The organism is Curtobacterium poinsettiae (genome assembly GCF_047226435.1).
GTDB lineage: Bacteria > Actinomycetota > Actinomycetes > Actinomycetales > Microbacteriaceae > Curtobacterium > Curtobacterium poinsettiae.
Map to the genome: position 1 here is coordinate 230,407 of NZ_CP178434.1, position 18,137 is coordinate 248,543.

The 18,137-nt window shown below is 71.2% G+C and carries 13 protein-coding genes; 11 read left to right on the forward strand and 2 right to left on the reverse strand.

Annotated features, from left to right (window positions below):
• Position 1 precedes the first annotated feature (1 nt).
• From ACL00U_RS01110 to ACL00U_RS01130, 5 genes are all read left to right on the forward strand, one after another.
• Entirely contained in the window at positions 2-1,795 is a 1,794-nt protein-coding gene (locus ACL00U_RS01110) for a peptide ABC transporter substrate-binding protein (protein ID WP_056073293.1), read from the forward strand.
• Between the two features lie 96 nt (positions 1,796-1,891).
• Positions 1,892-2,851, forward strand: coding sequence for an ABC transporter permease (locus ACL00U_RS01115; protein ID WP_017887592.1), 960 nt, complete (start codon positions 1,892-1,894; stop codon positions 2,849-2,851).
• Positions 2,848-3,741: an ABC transporter permease gene (locus tag ACL00U_RS01120; protein ID WP_017887591.1), complete on the forward strand. Its 894-nt coding sequence runs from the start codon at positions 2,848-2,850 to the stop codon at positions 3,739-3,741. Before ACL00U_RS01115 ends, ACL00U_RS01120 begins: the two co-directional genes overlap by 4 nt.
• Positions 3,741-5,483: a dipeptide ABC transporter ATP-binding protein gene (locus ACL00U_RS01125; RefSeq protein WP_017887590.1), complete on the forward strand. Its 1,743-nt coding sequence runs from the start codon at positions 3,741-3,743 to the stop codon at positions 5,481-5,483. The genes ACL00U_RS01120 and ACL00U_RS01125 overlap by 1 nt, the downstream gene beginning before the upstream one ends.
• The gene (locus tag ACL00U_RS01130) at positions 5,480-6,403 is read left to right on the forward strand and encodes an ROK family protein (RefSeq protein ID WP_262118279.1); all 924 of its coding nucleotides are present in this window, start codon (positions 5,480-5,482) and stop codon (positions 6,401-6,403) included. The genes ACL00U_RS01125 and ACL00U_RS01130 overlap by 4 nt, the downstream gene beginning before the upstream one ends.
• Before the next feature lie 15 nt (positions 6,404-6,418).
• Here ACL00U_RS01130 and ACL00U_RS01135 read toward each other — a convergent pair whose 3' ends face one another.
• The gene (locus ACL00U_RS01135) at positions 6,419-7,153 is read right to left on the reverse strand and encodes a hypothetical protein (protein ID WP_412873726.1); all 735 of its coding nucleotides are present in this window, start codon (positions 7,151-7,153) and stop codon (positions 6,419-6,421) included.
• A 122-nt stretch (positions 7,154-7,275) separates the two neighbouring features.
• Between ACL00U_RS01135 and ACL00U_RS01140 the strand changes: the two genes are divergently transcribed.
• The 5 genes from ACL00U_RS01140 (at position 7,276) to ACL00U_RS01160 (ending at position 16,044) form a co-directional block, all read left to right on the forward strand.
• Positions 7,276-8,571: a HupE/UreJ family protein gene (locus ACL00U_RS01140; RefSeq protein ID WP_175470764.1), complete on the forward strand. Its 1,296-nt coding sequence runs from the start codon at positions 7,276-7,278 to the stop codon at positions 8,569-8,571.
• A 138-nt stretch (positions 8,572-8,709) separates the two neighbouring features.
• Positions 8,710-10,845, forward strand: coding sequence for an Ig-like domain repeat protein (locus ACL00U_RS01145; protein ID WP_412873727.1), 2,136 nt, complete (start codon positions 8,710-8,712; stop codon positions 10,843-10,845).
• Positions 10,846-11,186: 341 nt separating this feature from the next.
• Entirely contained in the window at positions 11,187-12,434 is a 1,248-nt protein-coding gene (locus ACL00U_RS01150; RefSeq protein WP_194589821.1) for an ice-binding family protein, read from the forward strand.
• 302 nt (positions 12,435-12,736) lie between these two features.
• Positions 12,737-15,538 carry a hypothetical protein gene (locus ACL00U_RS01155; RefSeq protein WP_412873728.1) on the forward strand — a complete coding sequence of 934 codons (2,802 nt, stop codon included), beginning with the start codon at positions 12,737-12,739 and terminating at the stop codon, positions 15,536-15,538.
• Between the two features lie 2 nt (positions 15,539-15,540).
• Positions 15,541-16,044 carry a GNAT family N-acetyltransferase gene (locus ACL00U_RS01160; RefSeq protein WP_323749871.1) on the forward strand — a complete coding sequence of 168 codons (504 nt, stop codon included), beginning with the start codon at positions 15,541-15,543 and terminating at the stop codon, positions 16,042-16,044.
• Positions 16,045-16,057: 13 nt separating this feature from the next.
• Here the strand turns inward: ACL00U_RS01160 and ACL00U_RS01165 are convergent, their stop codons facing one another.
• Complete coding sequence (locus ACL00U_RS01165; protein WP_017887582.1) at positions 16,058-16,795, reverse strand: GAF and ANTAR domain-containing protein; 738 nt, start codon at positions 16,793-16,795, stop codon at positions 16,058-16,060.
• A 166-nt stretch (positions 16,796-16,961) separates the two neighbouring features.
• Here ACL00U_RS01165 and ACL00U_RS01170 point away from each other — a divergent pair, with 166 nt between their 5' ends.
• On the forward strand, positions 16,962-18,113 hold the full coding sequence (locus tag ACL00U_RS01170; protein WP_194589819.1) for a fatty acid desaturase family protein: 1,152 nt from the start codon (positions 16,962-16,964) through the stop codon (positions 18,111-18,113).
• Positions 18,114-18,137: the final 24 nt, after the last annotated feature.

Here is an 18,137-nt window from a genome sequence, read left to right on the forward strand (position 1 = left end):
CATGTCCAAGCCCCGTCGCTGGGCGCTCCTCACCGGAGCTGCGATCGCCGTGAGCGCGCTGCTCGCCGGCTGTTCCGGAGGCGGCAACGCCTCGCCGGGATCGACCGACGAGATCGACTACGCGCTCCCCGCCAACTTCACGCCGAACTGGATCCTGCCGATCGGCACCGCCGCGCACCTCAACACGAACAACGGCTCCATCGCCCAGTCGCTGTACGAACCGCTCGTCGCGTACGACGGCTCCACCGGCAAGATCGCGTGGAACAAGGCCGGCTCCGTCGCCACCGACGCGAAGTTCGCCGACGACGGCAAGAGCGTCACGATGACCCTCGGCGACCGGCACTGGTCCGACGGTGAGGCGATCACGAGCCGCGACGTCGAGTTCTGGTTCAACCTGATCAAGGCCAACAAGGCGCAGTGGGGCGGGTACTCCAAGGGCAAGGCGCCGGACAACTGGACCTCGTTCAAGGCCGTCGACGACACGCACTTCACCATCACGTTCGACAAGGCGTACAACTCGGACTGGATGCTCGCCAACCAGCTGAGCAACATCATCCCGCTGCCGCAGCACGCCTGGGACAAGACCAGCGCGAGCGCGAAGGTCACCGACGCCGACGAGACCCCCGCCGGCGCGAAGCAGGTCTGGAAGTACCTGAACACCGCCGCCGGCAAGATCAGCGACTACGCCAGCGACCCCCTGTGGAAGACGATCTCGGGCCCCTACGGCGTCAAGACCTTCACCACGGCCGGCAACGTCACCCTCGTCGCCAACAAGAAGTACGACGGCGGTCAGAAGCCCGCCATCACCACGGTCAACCTGCTCCCCTTCACCACGGCCGACGCCGAGGTCAACGCGGTCCGCTCGGGCGAGGTCGACTACGGCTACATCAACGCCACCGACATGGACCAGAAGTCGTCCTTCACGGCGAAGGGCTACTCCGTGGAGCCCTGGACCGGCTGGGCCATCACGTACATGCCGTACAACTTCAACAACCCGACGATGGGCGCCGTCTTCAAGCAGCTGTACGCCCGGCAGGCCGTCCAGATGTCGATCGACCAGAAGTCGCTGTCGAAGGTCGTCTTCAACGGCACCGCGACCTCGACCTACGGTCCCGTCCCGCAGGCGCAGGAGTCCGACTACGTCTCCGACGTGCAGAAGTCGAACCCGTACCCGTTCAGCACCTCGAAGGCCAAGGACCTGCTCACCAGCCACGGCTGGGAGGAGCAGGGCGGCACGATGGTCTGCACCGACCCGGGCACCTCGGCCAGCCAGTGCGGCGAGGGTGTCGAGCAGGGCACGAAGTTCTCGATGCAGGTGCTGTCGCAGTCCGGATCGACCGTGACCGACAACATGATGAGCGCGATCCAGTCCTCGCTCGCGAAGACCGGCATCGACTTCACCATCAAGACCGCGCCGGTGTCGAGCGTGCTGTCGCAGACCCCCACCTGCACCTCGGACGAGGCCAGCTGCGACTGGGACCTGTCGTTCTTCGGCACCGCGGGCAGCTGGTACTTCCCGGCCTACCCGACCGGTGAGTCGCTCTTCCAGACCGGCGGTTCGGCGAACTTCGGCAGCTACTCGAACAAGCAGGTCGACGACCTGATCGACGCGACCACCACCTCGACCGACGCCACCGCCGTGCAGGACTACAGCGCCGCGGTCGCGAAGGACCTGCCGGTGATCTGGCTGCCGAGCCCCGACTACCAGATCTCCGTCGTCAAGAAGGGCCTGTCCGGGTTCGACCAGGACTCGCTCGCCAACTTCCACCCGGCCCAGTGGAAGTGGACCAAGTAGGTCGCTGACGCGACCACGGCCTGGAGGCGCGGTGCGGGCACGACCCGCACCGCGCCTCCGCCCCGGCTCAGGCAAGAACCGACCATCGGAACCCGCATGACCACAGCTCTCTACCTCACCAGGCGCGTCCTGCAGGCGCTCGCGGTGATCCTCATCGTCACCGTCGTGGTGTTCTGCCTGTTGCACGCGCTGCCCGGCGGCCCCGCCCGCGGCGTGCTCGGCGTCTCCGCGACGCCCACGCAGATCGCCCAGTTCAACCAGGCGCAGGGGCTCGACCAGCCGCTGCCCGTGCAGTACCTGCGGTTCCTCGGTCGTCTGCTCACCGGAGACCTCGGCACCTCGTACACGCTCAACGAGCCGGTCTCGCAGCTCATCGCCGAGCGCCTGCCGAAGACCCTCGTGCTCACCGGCATCTCCGCGGTGCTCGGACTCGTCGTCGCGATCCCGGTCGGCATGCTCCAGGCGGCCCGCCGCAACGGTGCGGTCGACTACGCCGCCACCGCCCTGGCGTTCGTCTTCTACTCGACGCCGGCGTTCTTCCTCGGCCTCGTCCTGATCATCGTGTTCAGCCAGCAGCTGCCGTGGCTGCCGTCCCAGGCACCGAGCGGCAACACCCTGGCCGAGGTGTTCCAGGACCCGGCCGGACTCGTGCTGCCCGTGGTGACCGGAGCGCTGGCGATGATCGCGGTGTTCAGTCGCTACATGCGCGCCTCGACGCTCGAGAACCTGCAGGAGGACTACGTCCGCACCGCCCGTGCCGGCGGCGCCTCGACCGCGACGATCCTGCGGCGGCACGTCTTCCGCAACTCGCTCACCCCGGTCGTGGCGATGCTCGGGTACTACCTGCCGGTGCTGTTCGGCGGCGCCCTGGTGACCGAGCAGCTGTTCAACTACCCCGGCATGGGGCTGCTGTTCTGGAACGCCGCGCAGTCCTCCGACTACCCGACGCTGCTCGGCTGCGTGCTCGTCATCTCCATCGCGACCGTCATCGGCACCCTGCTCGCCGACGTCGCACAGTCCCTCATCGACCCCCGAGTGAAGGCGAGCCGCGCATGACCGCCGTCCAGATGGCCCCCGAAGCCCCGGGCGCCCCCGTCACCGTCGCGGCCACCGGGTTCCGGCTCGCCGCCCGCCGGTTCCGGAGCAACACCCTCGCCGTGATCGGCCTCGCCCTGATCGTCGTCATCGTGCTGTTCTGCTTCGTCGGCCCGTTCCTGTACCCGACCGACCAGACGCACACGATGCTCGAGCAGGCCAACCAGGGCCCGAGCGCCGCGCACTGGCTCGGCACCGACGCCGTCGGCCACGACGTCCTCGGCCGCCTGATGTACGGCGGCAAGGTCTCCCTGATGGTCGGCATCGCCGCCGGGGTCCTGGCCACCGTCGTCGGCACCCTGTGGGGCTCCGTCGCCGGGTACGTCGGCGGCTGGGTCGACGCCCTGATGATGCGCGTCGTCGACGCCGGCATCGCGATCCCGGCCCTGTTCATCCTGCTCGTCATCTCGGCGATCACGAACCCCGGCGTCGGCGGCCTCATCGTCATCCTCGGCCTGGTGTCGTGGCTCGTGCCGTCCCGCCTGATCCGCGCCGAGACGCTGACGCTCAAGAACCGCGACTACGTCCTGACCCTGCGCGCGATCGGCGGCTCGCACGCCCGCGCGATCGGCAAGCACCTGTTGCCGAACTCGGTGTCGACGATCGTCGTCGCGGCGACGTTCCAGGTCGCCGACGCGATCCTGCTGGTCGCCTACGTCTCGTACCTCGGGCTCGGCGTGCAGCCGCCCGCGACGGACTGGGGCGGCATGCTCTCGGCGGGACTCACCGCCGCGTACTCCGGACACTGGTGGCTCATCGTGCCGCCGGGTCTGGCCGTGATCCTGGTCGTCTGCGCGTTCAACGCGGTGGGCGACGGACTGCGGGACGCCTTCGACGTGCGGGGCCGCTGATGACCAACGAACCGATCCTGCGGACGACCGACCTCGGCGTCTCCTTCAGCACCGAGTCCGGCACCGTCGATGCCGTGCGGGGGGTGTCCCTGTCGGTCGCCCCCGGCGAGACCCTCGCCCTGGTCGGCGAGTCCGGCTCCGGCAAGTCGACGGTCGCCCTCGCGGCGATGGGCCTGCTCTCCGGCAACGCGACGGCATCGGGCAGCGCCGTCGTCGCCGGGCACGAGGTCGTCGGGGCAGCCGAACCCGAACTCCGGGCACTGCGCGGCTCGACCGTCTCGATGGTCTTCCAGGAGCCCGCGACCGCCCTCGACCCGCTCACCCGCGTCGGCGCCCAGATCGCCGAGGTGATCCGGAACCACCGTGACGTCTCCGCGTCCGCCGCCGCGGCCGAGGCCGTCGACCTGCTCCGCCGCGTCGGCATCCCCGACCCCGAGTCGCGCACCCGGTCGTTCCCGTTCCAGCTGTCCGGTGGGCAGCGCCAGCGCGTGGTCATCGCGATGGCGATCGCGAACGCACCGAAGCTGCTCATCGCGGACGAGCCGACCACCGCGCTCGACGTGACCGTCCAGGCCGAGATCCTCGAGCTCCTGCGCGCGCTCGCCGTCGAGACCGGCACCGGCGTGCTGCTGGTCACGCACAACATGGGCGTCGTGGCGGACTTCGCCGACCGGGTCGCGGTCATGCTCCAGGGCGAGATCGTCGAGACCGGCGGGGTCGAGGACGTCCTGCTCCGCCCGGAGCACGAGTACACCAAGCGGCTCCTCGCCGCGGTGCCGCGGCTCGAGACACCGGCGTCGGCATCCGACGCCGCCGAGTCGGCGAGACGCCTCCAGATCCGGGGGCGTGACGCGGAGACGCCGGCGTCTTCCGAGCTAGGTGCGTCGGGTGCGGCGGACGGGAGGCCCGGTGCGGCCCCGGTGGTCGACCTGCGGGACGTCTCGGTGACGTTCGGGCGCGGGGCGCGCGCCGTCCACGCGCTCGCCGGCATCGACATCACGGTGCACGCCGGTGAGACCGTCGGTCTGGTCGGCGAGTCCGGTTCGGGCAAGTCGACCGCGGCCCGGGTGGCGCTCGGTCTGATCAAGCCGACGTCCGGCACGGTGTCGCTGTTCGGGCAGGACCTGCGGACGGCCAAGGGGCGCGACCGCCGTGCCCTCCGGTCCGGCATCGGCGTGGTGCTGCAGGACCCGGTGGCGTCCCTCGACGCCCGGATGTCCGTGGCCGAGTGCATCGCGGAGCCCCTGGCCGTGCACCGTCGCGGGATGTCCTCGGCCGACCGGCGTCGCCGCATCGACGAGGTGCTCGACGCCGTCCGGCTGCCGCGGACCCTGGCATCCCGGGCCCCGCGTGAGCTCTCCGGTGGGCAGCGCCAGCGGGTCTCGCTCGCCCGGGCGCTGGTGCTCGAGCCGCGGCTGCTCGTCGCCGACGAACCGACCTCGGCGCTCGACGTCAGCGTGCAGGAGACCGTGCTCGAGGTGCTCGGCGAGCTGCAGGACGACCTCGGGTTCGCGTGCCTGTTCGTCTCGCACGACCTGGCCGTCGTGCAGCACTTCGCCGAGCGTGTCGTGGTGATGCGCCAGGGCGTCGTCGAGGAGCAGGGCACCACCGGCACCACGCTCCTGCACCCCACCACCGACTACACCCGACGCCTGCTCGCCGCGGTGCCGGTGCCCGACCCCGTGCTGCAACGACAGCGCCGGGCCGCGCGCCTCGCCTCGCTCGCGGCGGTGACCGCGTGAGCCGGGTCCTGGCCGGGGTCGACATCGGCGGGACGAACACCAAGGTCGTCCTGACCACGCACGACCTCGAGGTCATCGACCGGGTCGACCTGCCGACGCCCGCCCACGCGGGCGGGGCGGCGATCGTGACGGCCGCCCTCGGGGCGGTGACGGGTCTGCTCGACACGCACCGGGCCTCCCTTGCGGGTGTCGGGGTGGGCGCGGCCGGTGTCGTCGACCGGGCCACGGGGACCGTGCTGGTCACCGGCAACTCGTTCACCGGCTGGGCCGGGTACGGCGTGACGCGGGCCGTCACCGACGCGCTCGGCGTGCCGGCGACACTGGACAACGACGTGAACGCGTTCCTGCTCGGCGAGATCGCGACCGGCGCGGTGGTGGGGGAGTCCGACGTGCTCGGCATGACCCTCGGCACCGGGGTCGGCGGCGCCCTCGTGCTCGACGGACGGCTCTTCGCCGGCCCGCGCGGCGCCGCCGGCGAGATCGGCCACGTCCCCGGGTTCGGCGACGCCCGCTGCACCTGCGGGCAGACCGGGCACCTGGAGACCATCGCGGGCGCCCGCGGCATCGCCGACCGCTACGCCGAGCGCTCCGGGCGCACGCTCTCGGCACGGGACGTCGCCGTCGCAGCGCGCGGCGGCGACGCCGACGCGGCCGCCGTCTTCGCCACCGCGGGATGGGGTCTCGCCCGTGCCGCGCTGCTGACCGCGGGGATCCTCGACGTCACCACCGTCCTGATCGGCGGCGGCATCGCACGGTCGTGGGACCTGCTCCACCCCGCCATCTCGGCGGCGATCGACGCGGAACCGCCCGTCAGCGGGGCGACGATCCGGCTCGCACAGTCGACGCTCGGGGCCGATGCCGTGGCCCTCGGGGCAGCGGCGCAGGTGCGGGCCCGGGTGCTGGAGCCGGAGACCGCGTAGCGGGGGAAGGCCGGGTCAGGGCACCCAGACGACGATGCCGCGCAGGTCGTGCAGCACCGCGGCGAGGCCGGCGCGCAGCCCGCGAGCGGCACGGTCCTCGGTGAAGGTGCCGGGGTCGTAGTGGCTCGACGGACCGAGGCCCTCGCCACGGAACCCGCCGCCCGTCCAGTCCGCCGCCGTGACGTTCGACGTCGGCTCCGCGATCTCGGCACCGACGACCAGGAACTGCTGGTGGAGCGCGGTCGGTGAGACGGCCGCGAGCGGGTCGACCATGTGGTTGCCGACGGTGATGACGAGGTCGGGCTCGGCGTCGACGGCGCGCAGGACCGCGGCGATCCGGTCGTCGGCGTCCGTCGCCGAGACCGGGGTGACGGTGACGTCCTCGTCCGACGCCCACGAGTCGACGGCGTCGAGCAGGGTCCGGGTCGGGGCGTCCGCGGCGTCCCCCGCGTCGGAGAGCAGCACGACGTCGTAGCCCGCGGGAGCGTGCACGCCGGACCACGAACCCGGCTCGGGGTGGATGGTGGCCTCGGGTGCCGGGGGCTGGTCCGGATCGGAGAACCCGGTGCCCAGGAGGCCGGCGGACGCGTGCGCCGAGGCGTTCGCCGTCGGGCCGGGGCCGGTGCCGGTGCCGGTGCCGCCGGTGGTGCCGTCCGACGCCCGGGAGCAGCCGGCCAGCAGGGTGGCGCCGGCCGCGGCGAGGGCGACGGCGGTCAACAGGGAGGTCGTCCGGGTGGCTGGGCGGATCACGGCACCATGCAAGCACGCCCGACGGCCGCTCCGGGCCGGTCGGGGGACCTGTCCAACACCCGTCCCGTTGCTGGTCACCGGTTGTTCACCTTCCGGTCGTCTGTGAGCCGGATCGTCTGCGCGTGCCCTCCGGAACCACCGCCGCGCTCCTGCGCGCCCGCCCCGTCCACTCGTCTTCCCCGACCGCGCTGACTGCGCTGGCCGCACGGGTCGCCGCCGCGCTCGTGCTGCTCGGGGTGGTCGTGATCAGCGTGCTCGGGGGAGCCGCACCGGCGTCGGCGCACGGCTTCAGCTCGGTCGTGTACGCCGACGTGACGTCCACGAAGCCGACGGTCGTGCGGGCGGAGCTCGGGCTCGAGTACGACCTGATGCTCGTCTCGGTGGCCACGAGCGAGCACGACGACGCGCTGCACGAGCAAGGGCAGCGCGCCTGGGACGACGGGGACTTCCCGGGGATGGTGACGGCCGCCGAGGCGCACACCGACGCGATCGGGGAGTACGTGTTCGACCGGTTCACGGTGACCGGAGCCGGTGGGCGGGCCTGCACGGGCACCCTCGACCCCACGGTCACGGTCGACCTGCGGGACGAGGTGCCGTACGCCCACGTCACCGCCGACTTCACCTGCCCGGAGGCGTCCGAGACGCAGTCGGGACACGTGGTGTCGTCGACGCTGTTCCCCGACGACGAGTCCTTCGTCCGCGACACCAAGACGATCGTCACGTACGACGTCGACGACCGCGCGGGATCGGCCACCCTCGACGCCTCGCAGCGCACGTTCTCCACCGAACAGTCGGCGGGGGAGCGCTTCTGGGAGTTCTTCCGCCTGGGCGCCGAACACCTGCTGACCGGCATCGACCACATCCTGTTCCTCGTCGCGCTCATCGCCGGGTCGCGTCGCCTGCGCGAGGTCGTCTACACGGCGTCCGCGTTCACGATCGCGCACTCGATCACGTTCATCCTCGCCGCGCTCGGTGTGGTCAGCCCACCCGCGATCGTCGTCGAGCCGCTCATCGCCCTGTCGATCGCCGCGGTCGCCGGCTGGTACCTGTGGCGGCTCTGGCGACGCCGGTCGCGGGCCGACGAACTGGTGGTCGGCGAACACGGACACTTCTCGCTCGACCGCGCCGGCTGGACCCGGCTGGCCGTCGTCTTCGCCTTCGGACTCATCCACGGGCTCGGGTTCGCCGGTGCCCTGGGCATCCACGAGGCGTTCTCGTGGCAGCTGCTCGTCTCGCTCCTCGTCTTCAACGTCGGCATCGAGGCCGTGCAGCTCGCGATCATCGTCATCGTGTTCCCGCCGCTCTCGCTGCTGCGGCGGAAGGCGCACCGGGTGTCGCTCTGGGTGACGGGCGCGGTGACCGCCGGGGTCTTCGTGATGGGGATGATCTGGTTCGTCGAACGGCTGGCCGCGGGCTGACCGGGCCCGTCGTCCCGGGGGCGTTCGACGTCCGTTCCTGAACAACGATGAACCGTCACTCAGCGTTTACCAAGACGTTTTGCAGGGCGTGCAGAGTCTTCCGTGCTGCACCATCCCACGTCTGAGAAACGGACCCACATGAGTCTCCTGTCCGGCGCCACTACCCGGCGCAGAACCACCACCCTCCGCGTCTGCGGAGCCGTCCTCGGGGCCGCGCTCATCGCCGGTGCCTCGATGGTCGGCACGAACGCCGCCACCGCGGCGACGAACACCCCCACCACCAACATCTCCACCGGTGGCCCGATCCACATCCTGCTCGGCGTCGGCGCGACCGAGAGCCAGCGCATCGCCTCGTGGTACTTCCCCACGAACGTCGCGCAGTCCGTCGAGATCCAGAAGACCGCGTCCATGACGGACGGGGTCTTCACCGACGCCAAGAAGACGATCGACGCCTCGGAGGCCGTGAACACCGCCGCCGACACGAGCGCGACCGACTCGAACACCAAGGGCATCGCGGGCATCGCCGCCCAGTCGGGCTACAGCAACGCCCACGCGGCGATCTCGGACCTCGAGCCGAACACCTCGTACACGTACCACGTCGGTGCGGCGGACGGCTCGGCCTGGTCCGCGTCGTACACCTTCACCACGAAGAGCTTCTCCGGCGACTTCGACTTCCTGTTCTTCGGTGACCCGCAGATCGGTTCGTCCGGCTTCACCGACGACGACGGCGCCGGCTGGGCGGACACGCTCGAGTACGCCACGTCGACCGAGCCGGACGCCGAGCTCCTGGTCTCCGGTGGCGACCAGGTCGAGCACGCCAACAACGAGTACGAGTGGGGCGCGTTCGCGGACAGCAGCGACGTGCTGAAGCGCTACCCGTGGGCCTCGACCATCGGCAACCACGACGTCGGCGGCAAGGCCTACGAGCAGCACAACCAGGTGCCGAACTCCCTCAAGGTGCCGGACTTCTACCCGGGCGGCAACACGACCGCGAACTCGGGTGGCGACTACTGGTACATGTACAAGGGCGTCCTGTTCATCGACATCAACTCGAACGCCTACGCGGCCGGTTCGGACGCTGCCCACGTGAACTACGTGCGCGACGTCATCAACCGCTACGGCGACGACGCGAAGTGGACCACGCTGGTCTACCACCACTCGATCTACTCGCCGGCCGACCACGCGAACGACCGTGACAACCAGCAGCGCCGGTTCGACTTCACGCGTTCGTTCTCGGACATGGGCGTCGACCTCGTCCTGCAGGGCCACGACCACTCCTACTCGCGCAGCTACGCGATCAAGAACGGCAAGAAGGCCAACGTCAACGAGCAGCCCGCTGCTCCCGAGGTCTTCTCCGGCCCCGGCGGTGTCATCTACATGACGGCGAACTCGGCCTCCGGCTCGAAGTACTACGACCTCACCACCCCGGACGCCACCCAGGGCGGCTACGGCGCGGACCCGCTCGACCCCACCGGTCAGCGTCACTTCGCCAACTCGGTCGAGAACCAGGAACACGTCCGCACCTTCGTGAAGGTCTCGGTCACCGACGACAAGCTCGCCGTCGAGAACATCCGCGCCAGCGACTGCACCACCCGCAACTCGGCGGTGCAGCACGGCAAGGTCGACAGCTGCGGCGTGACCCTCCAGCCGACGGCCACCGCCGACCCGGCCGCGATCGGTTCGACGGTCGACAGGTTCGACCTGCACGCCACGCTGCCGACGACGACCACCACGCTCTCCGCGTCGGCCGCCGAGCAGACCTACCGCACCGCGAAGCCGGCCACGGTCACCGCGACCATCGCCGGTGGCATCGGCACCCAGCAGGGCACGGTGACGTTCAAGGACGGCAGCAAGGTCCTCGGCACCGCCCCGGTCAAGGACGGCGCGGCCAGCATGACGCTGCCGAGCACGCTCGCCATCGGGAAGCACTCGGTGACGGCCTCGTTCGTCAACGCGGACCCGGTCTACTCGGGAACGAACTCGAAGACCGCGAAGGCCATGACGGTCTCCGTCGAGAAGGCCCCGTCGCGCACCGCCGTCAAGTACAGCGCTGGCAAGGCGACCGTCCAGGTGAAGGCCACCGGCTTCAGCGTCGACGGCACCGCCCGGATCTACCAGGGCTCGAAGCGCCTCGCCACCGTCACGGTGCAGGACGGCGTGGTCACGTCGAAGCTCCCGCTGAAGAAGGGCGCGCACAACCTGCACGCCGTCTTCGCCGGGACCTCGGAGCTCACCACGAGCACCAGCCCGACCATCACGGTCGTCGTCAAGTAACACCCGGTACCAGCGAGGGCCCCGCGATCTCGATCGCGGGGCCCTTCGCCGTGTGGCACGGGGGGTGGGCGACCTGCCCAACCCGAGGACAGGCGCCGCACCGGCTGACGGGAGACCCGAACTCCCTACCCGGCCGCCGCTGGTGCGAGCGACCGGTCAACCTGTGGTGATCATGCGCTCGCGTCCCCCGATCCGGCTGGGATCCGGGCCGATTGTCAGGCTTCGACCGGATGTGCAGACATTCCTAGGTCCTGGCTGTGGAGAAGCGCATACTTCGAGTCTCCGAGAATGCGCGCTCGTCGCCGACGTCACCCCGCCTCTCCCAGCAGGAAGAGACGGCCATGCACGCTCTCCACCGCCGACGGGGCTCCCTCCTCGTCGTCTCGGCCGCGGCCGTCGCAGCGTTGATCACCCTCGGCACCGGCGGCGGAGCATCAGCCGCCACGGTCATCGACGGTCCCGTCAACCTCGGCACAGCATCGACCTACGGCGTCCTCGGCGCCAGTGCGGTCACGAACACCGGCCCCTCCGTGGTCAACGGCGACCTCGGCTTGTCGCCGGGCACGTCGATCACGGGCTTCGGCGGTGCACCGAACGGCGTCGTCAACGGCACCACGCACCAGACCGACGCCGCAGCCGCACAGGCCCAGCGCGACACCACCACCGCCTACAACGTCGCCGCGTCGCTCTCCCCGACCCAGACCGGTCTGACCGAGCTGAACGGTCTCTCGCTCTCGCCGGGTGTGTACTCCGGTGGCGCGCTCGCCCTGGCGAACAACGGCGCACTGACCCTGGCCGGCAGCGCGGACTCCGTGTGGGTGTTCCAGGCCGCGTCGACCCTGACCATCGGGTCCGCCAGCCGGATCACGATCACCGGTGGCGCCAGCTCGTGCAACGTCTTCTGGCAGGTCGGCAGCTCGGCCACCGTCGGCACCGGCGCGCAGTTCCAGGGCACCGTCCTGGCACAGCGGTCCGTGACCGCCACCACCGGCGCGACCGTGCAGGGCCGACTGCTGGCCCGCACCGGCGCGGTGACCCTCGACACCAACACGATCACCGCCTCGAACGGTTGCCCCGCCCCGGGCACCCCGTCCGAGTCGCCGACCATCACCTCGGGCACCCCGTCCGACGGCACCGTGGACGTGCCCTACTCGTCCACCGTCACCGCGACCGGCACCCCGAACCCGACCTTCACCGCCACGGGCCTGCCCGACGGCCTGACGATCAACAGCACCACGGGCGTCATCTCGGGTACCCCGACCACCCCGGGTACCTCGACCGTGACGATCACCGCGTCCAACGGGACCAGCCCGGACGACACCCAGACGGTCACCATCACGGTCCGTGCCCCGGCACCGGTGCCCACCGCGACACCCAGCCCGACCGCTCCGGCCGTGGTGCCCACCGACACCCCGACCGGCCCCGCGGGCGCCGGCGGTGGCGGCGGAACCGACCAGCCCACCGGTCAGCTCGCCTTCACCGGATCGGACCCGACCATCCCGCTGAGCATCGCCGCGGCCCTGCTCGCCGCTGGAGCCACGCTCATGGTCCTGCTGCGTCGCCGCCGCCGCACCGTCGGCCGCTTCTGATCCACCCGCACCACCGACGGCCCCGCGACCCTGGTCGCGGGGCCGTCTGCGTGCGGTCACCGGACTCGCGAACGGTCCACGTGCCCGACCGCGCGGGGGCATGCCGACCGACGGCGTCGTCGACGACGTGCCACGGGCCTCCCGGCTCGTCGAGGACGACCCGGTCGTCGCACCCGTGAGGACCCTCAGGTACTGAGCCGTCACGTCATCCTCCAGGACGATCCGGTGCCAACAGCTGTCTCCCTACTGTTGGCGGCGGAGCGTGCGGTGGCGCATGCCCGTCGCACCAGGGGAGATCCGACGTGAACCGTTCGCCGAGACGCCGTTCCACCATCGCGCTGCAGATCGCGTGTTCGACACTCATCGCCGGGGCGCTCGCCGTCTCCGGCACGATCGCGGCACTGCCCGCGACCGCAGCACCGGGCGACGGGCCCACCGCCGCGACGGGGACGACCACGATCACGACCCCGGGCACGCCCGTCGCGCAGGGCGAGGACTGGACCGTGACGCCCACCGACGGCGGGTACACCGTCGTCCTGACCCTCGCCGAGCCCCTGCCGATCCGCGCAGCGGCACCGGTCCTGCTGGTCGACGGCACGGACATCGGCGTGGCGCAGACGAGCCTCGACCAGCGGCAGCTGACGGTCACCACGACCGACCCCACGGTCGCCGACGCCCGCAGCGTCGAACTCGGATGGTCGGGTGCGACCGACCTGCAGGGCAACCGCCAGTCGGCGACCGCACCGCAGACGGTGGCGCCGCGCGAGGCCCCGGCACCCCTGACCGACGACCCCGCTGCAGCGGGCCAGTACGCGGTCACCCGGGCCGACTACGACCTGGGCAACGAGGCCGAGACGATCAAGGGCTTCGGCCGCAAGGGCGAGATGCGTGCCGCGGTCTTCGTCCCGGAGGACGCCCCGGGCAAGCGCCCCGTCGTCGTGTTCTTGCACGGCCGCCACGAGGCCTGCGTCGGCGGCACCGAGAACCCCAGGGCGTGGCCGTGCGGGAAGGGCCAGACGGACATCCCGAGCTACCTCGGCTACAACGCCGCGGCGACCGCGCTCGCCAGCCACGGCAACGTCGTCGTGTCGATCTCCGCGAACGCGATCAACGCCCTCGACGGCAGCTACTCGGACGACGGCGGAGCGGTGGCCCGCGGCCAGCTCGTCCTCGACCACCTCAGCCTGCTCCAGCGCGCCGACGCCGGGCAGGAACCCCGCCTGTCACCGCTGCTGACCGGCAAGCTCGACCTGCAGCACGTCGGGCTGATGGGGCACTCGCGCGGCGGTGACGGCGTGGTCCGAGCGGCCCTGCTCAACATGCAGCGCACCAGCCCCTTCGGCATCCGTGCCGTCCTGCCCCTGGCGCCGACCGACTTCGGGCGCATGACCCTGCCGGACACGAACACGGCGGTGGTCCTGCCGTACTGCGACGGTGACGTGTCCGACCTGCAGGGCCAGCACTTCTACGACGACTCCCGCACGGCCTTCGGGGACGACGTGCTGCGCTCCTCGGTCCTGGTGATGGGCGCGAACCACAACTTCTTCAACACGACGTGGACCCCGGGCAAGTACGCGAAGGCGTCGTCGGACGACTGGTACGACGAGTCCGACGCGGTCTGCGGCGCGAAGGCGAAGCACACCACCCGACTGTCGTCCGACCAGCAGTACGCCGTCGGCACGAGCCTGATCAGCGGGTTCTTCCGCCTGACGCTCGACGGTGAGCAGCAGTTCCTGCCGATGTTCGACGGCACCGACCGGCAGCCCGCCGCCCTGGGCGCGGCGGACATCCGGGTGACGGCCTCGCAGCCCGGCGCGAGCCGACGTGACCTGGCCCTGTTCGACACGACGAACCCGGCGGTCACCACCACCGGTGCCCTGACGGCGAAGACCTGCGCGAGCACCGACAACCTGCCCGCGAAGCAGACGCTGCCGGCGTGCGTCTCGATCACGTCGAACGCCCCGGACTACACGCCCGCGTTCCTGGCCTCCTCGGTGCCGGCGACCCCGGCCCTGCACGTCACGCCCACCAAGGCGGCGACCGGCGGACAGGTGCATGTCCCGGTGGCCCCGACGGCCGGTGACTTCACCGGGTTCCAGGCGCTGTCGCTCCGGCTCACCCCGGACGACACGGCGACGACGAACGCCGACGTCTCGATCAGCCTCCGCGACGCCACGGGGGCCGTGGCGACCCGACGCGTGTCGGACACCAGCCGTGCCGGTCAGCTGCTCCCCGGCACCCGGACAGCGCCGCGCAAGACGATCCTGCAGCAGGCACGCATCCCGCTCGACGCGTTCACCGGCATCGACCTGGCGTCGGTGCGCGAGGTGACGATCGACGTCCCGCAGAAGAACAGCGGGATGCTGCTGAGCGACCTCTCGCTCCTGCCCGCAGCGACCCTCGGTACCCCGGTGGTCACGAACCGTCCCACCGCCCGCATCGCCGACCGCTTCGTCGACGAGGGGCGCACCCGCACGGTCGTCCGGGCAGCGGTCGTGCTCTCGCGGCCGGCCGAACAGGCGACGACGGTCTCCTTCGACCTCGACCAGGCGTCGGACAACCGCATCCGTCCGGCGATGCAGGCCGTCACGTTCCAGCCGGGCGAGGTCTGCCGCGCGGTCGCCGTGTCGGTGAACGGCGACCGCACCCCGTCGTTCTCGCGGACGGCGGACTACCCGATGACGCTCAGCAACACCCAGGGCGGCTCGGTGATCGGCGACTCGATCGGCACCATGCGCATCCGCGAGGACGACGGCGTGCGCGCCGTGGACGGACGCGTGACCGCATCCGCTCCGGCGGTCGGTACCCCGGGCGACGCGTGTGCCGAGGCCCAGGCGACGAGCACCCCGATCGCGGTGACGCCGGTGAGCAGCCGGAAGGGTGCCAAGGTCGCGATCTCGGCGACGGGCTTCCGCGCCGGCGAGTCGGTCACCGTCAGCATCGACGGCGGCCGGGCCACCCGCACGACGGCCAACGCCGCCGGCAAGGTCCGCCTGAAGGTCACGAAGACCGTGGCGGCGCTGGCACCGGGCACGCACGTGGTGCACGCCCGTGGCTACGGCTCGGACCAGCGGGCTCGGGGCACCTTCACGACGACGAAGTAGCCGTGCACGGTCCGGCACCGGTCATCGCGCGCGCCACCACGGCTGACGCGCGCGAGATCGGTGCGTTCCAGGCGCGCTGCTGGGAGCAGACGTACCGCGGGGTGGTGCCGGACGCCTTCCTCGACGGAACGGCTGGTGCCGACCGCGCCGCGCGCTGGGCGGAGCGGATCCGGACACGCACCCGCGGGGTGCTCACCGCGCGGGCCGACGACGGGACCCTGCTCGGCGTCGCGAGCACCGAGCGCCGAGCGGACCCGGCCGGCGGGCTCCCCGAGCTCCAACTCGTCACCCTGTACGTCGACCGGGGTGCGCACGGCACCGGTGTCGCCGCCCTGCTCCTCGACGCGGCCATCGGCGACGAGGACGCACACCTGCTCGTCTTCGCGGCGAACGCCCGTGCGCGCCGGTTCTACGCCAAGCACGGCTTCGTGCCGGAGGGTCCGCGACTGACCGACCCCGGGACGGGGCTCGACGAGGAACGGTGGGTCCGGAGGCGGCCCGTGTGAACCCTCAGGGCGCTCAGGACGCTCCGGCGGCCACGAGGTCGGCGAGCGGGACGTCGTCGCGTGCCACGTCGGCGGCGACCTGGCTCAGGGACCGCTGGGTGGCACGTGCGTAGCGACGGATCATGCCGAACGCCTGCTCGACGTCGACCCCGGCCGCACGTGCGAGGTACCCCTTGGCCTGCTCGATGGCGACCCGGCTGTCGAGGGCACGCTGGAGCTGCTCCGCGGTGAGGGTCGCGTGCTCGAGGGTCCGTTGCTGCAACAGGCTGATCGTCGCGACGTCGGCGAGGGCCTGGGCGGCTCGGGCATCGGCTCCGTTCAGCGCCCCTTCCGTCTCGCGGAACAGGTTCAGCGACCCGACGGTGGTGTCCCGCAGCCGGAGCGGGATGGCGTGGACGCCCGCGTAGCCACGCGCCCGCGACGCCTCGGCGAACCGTGGCCAGTGCTGCCGCAGGTCGTCGGCGTTCTCCGACGTCACCAACCGGCCGGTGGTCACGGCGGTGATGCAGGGCCCCTCGCCGGCGTTGAGCTGGAGCAGGCCGATGAAGCTGCTGCGCTCGCTCGTCGAGGCGACGACCCGCAGCTCGTCGTGCTTGTCGAGCAGGTGGATGGCGCCCGCGGCGGCGTCGAACAGCTCGACGGCCCGGTCGACCAGCGTCTGCAGCACGTCGACCACGTCGTAGTCCGCCACCAGAGAGTCCGTGAGGGTCACGAACGTCTCGACCAGTCGTGCTTCGCGTACCTCGGTCATGTGGGGAACGGTCCTTCCGTCGAGCAGGCGGGACAACCGTAGTCGAGCGGCGGACACGCGGACCTGTGGCTTGCACCCGGGAGCGTGACGGCTCTAGCGTTGGACCAGCAGCCCCAGACCCCGGCCGCCGGAACGTTCTTCCATTCCGATGACGACCAGGGAACCCATGACCACGCAGCACGCCGGTACCAGCCCGCAGCGGGAGACCAGCTCGAAACCCTTCTCCAGCGGCTTCCGGAAGACCGGTTCCCCGGCCGGACCACGGACCGGTGGCACCTCGTCGTACTCCGCGCTGCTGGCGCAGGTGAAGGAAGCCGGGCTGCTCCGTCGCCGTCGGGGCTTCTACTGGGCGCTGTTCACCGCACTCGTCGTCGCCACGGCCGCGTGCTGGGTCGTCTTCGCGTTCCTGGGTGACTCGTGGTTCCAGCTGATCGTGGCCGGTGCGCTGGGGGTGCTGTTCACGCAGTTCGCGTTCCTGTCGCACGAGGCTGCGCACCGTCAGGTGTTCGAGTCCCAGAAGTGGAACGACCGCGCGGGCCGCTGGCTCGGCACGTTCCTGGTGGGGCTGAGCTACTCGTGGTGGATGAACAAGCACACCCGGCACCATGGCAACCCGAACACCGTCGGCAAGGACCCGGACATCGCGCCGGACGCGATCCGCTTCCTGCCCGAGGACGCAGCGGCTGTCAAGAACGGGCCGCTCCGGGTGTTCGTGCAGAACCAGGGCTGGTTGTTCTTCCCGCTGCTCACGCTCGAGGGCATCAACCTGCACCGGGCCGCCGTCATGTCGGTGCTCCGCGGGACGGGCGGACGCAGCGACGTCCGGGGGCGCGTCCTCGAGGGCATCCTGCTGGTGGCGCGGTTCGCGATCTACCTGACGGTGGTGTTCTGGTTCCTGCCGTTCGGGATGGCGTGTGCGTTCCTCGGGGTGCAGCTGGCCGTGTTCGGCGTGATGATGGGTGCCTCGTTCGCCCCGAACCACAAGGGCATGCCGACCATCGCCCACGACGCGAAGGTCGACTTCTTCTCCCGCCAGGTGCGGACTTCGCGCAACATCCGTGGCGGCTGGTGGGTGTCGTTCCTGATGGGTGGGCTCAACTACCAGGTCGAGCACCACCTGTTCCCGTCGATGCCGCGTCCGGCGTTGAAGCAGGCCCGCCTGTTGGTGCGGGACCACTGCGACACCCTCGACGTGCCCTACACGGAGACCACGTTGCTGCGTTCGTACGGCAGCGTCGTCCGGTACCTCAACCGTGTCGGCCTCGCCGCCCGCGACCCCTTCGTCTGCCCCATGGTGACCGAGCTCCGGATCCACTGACACGGCCACCCCGCCCCGCCCGAC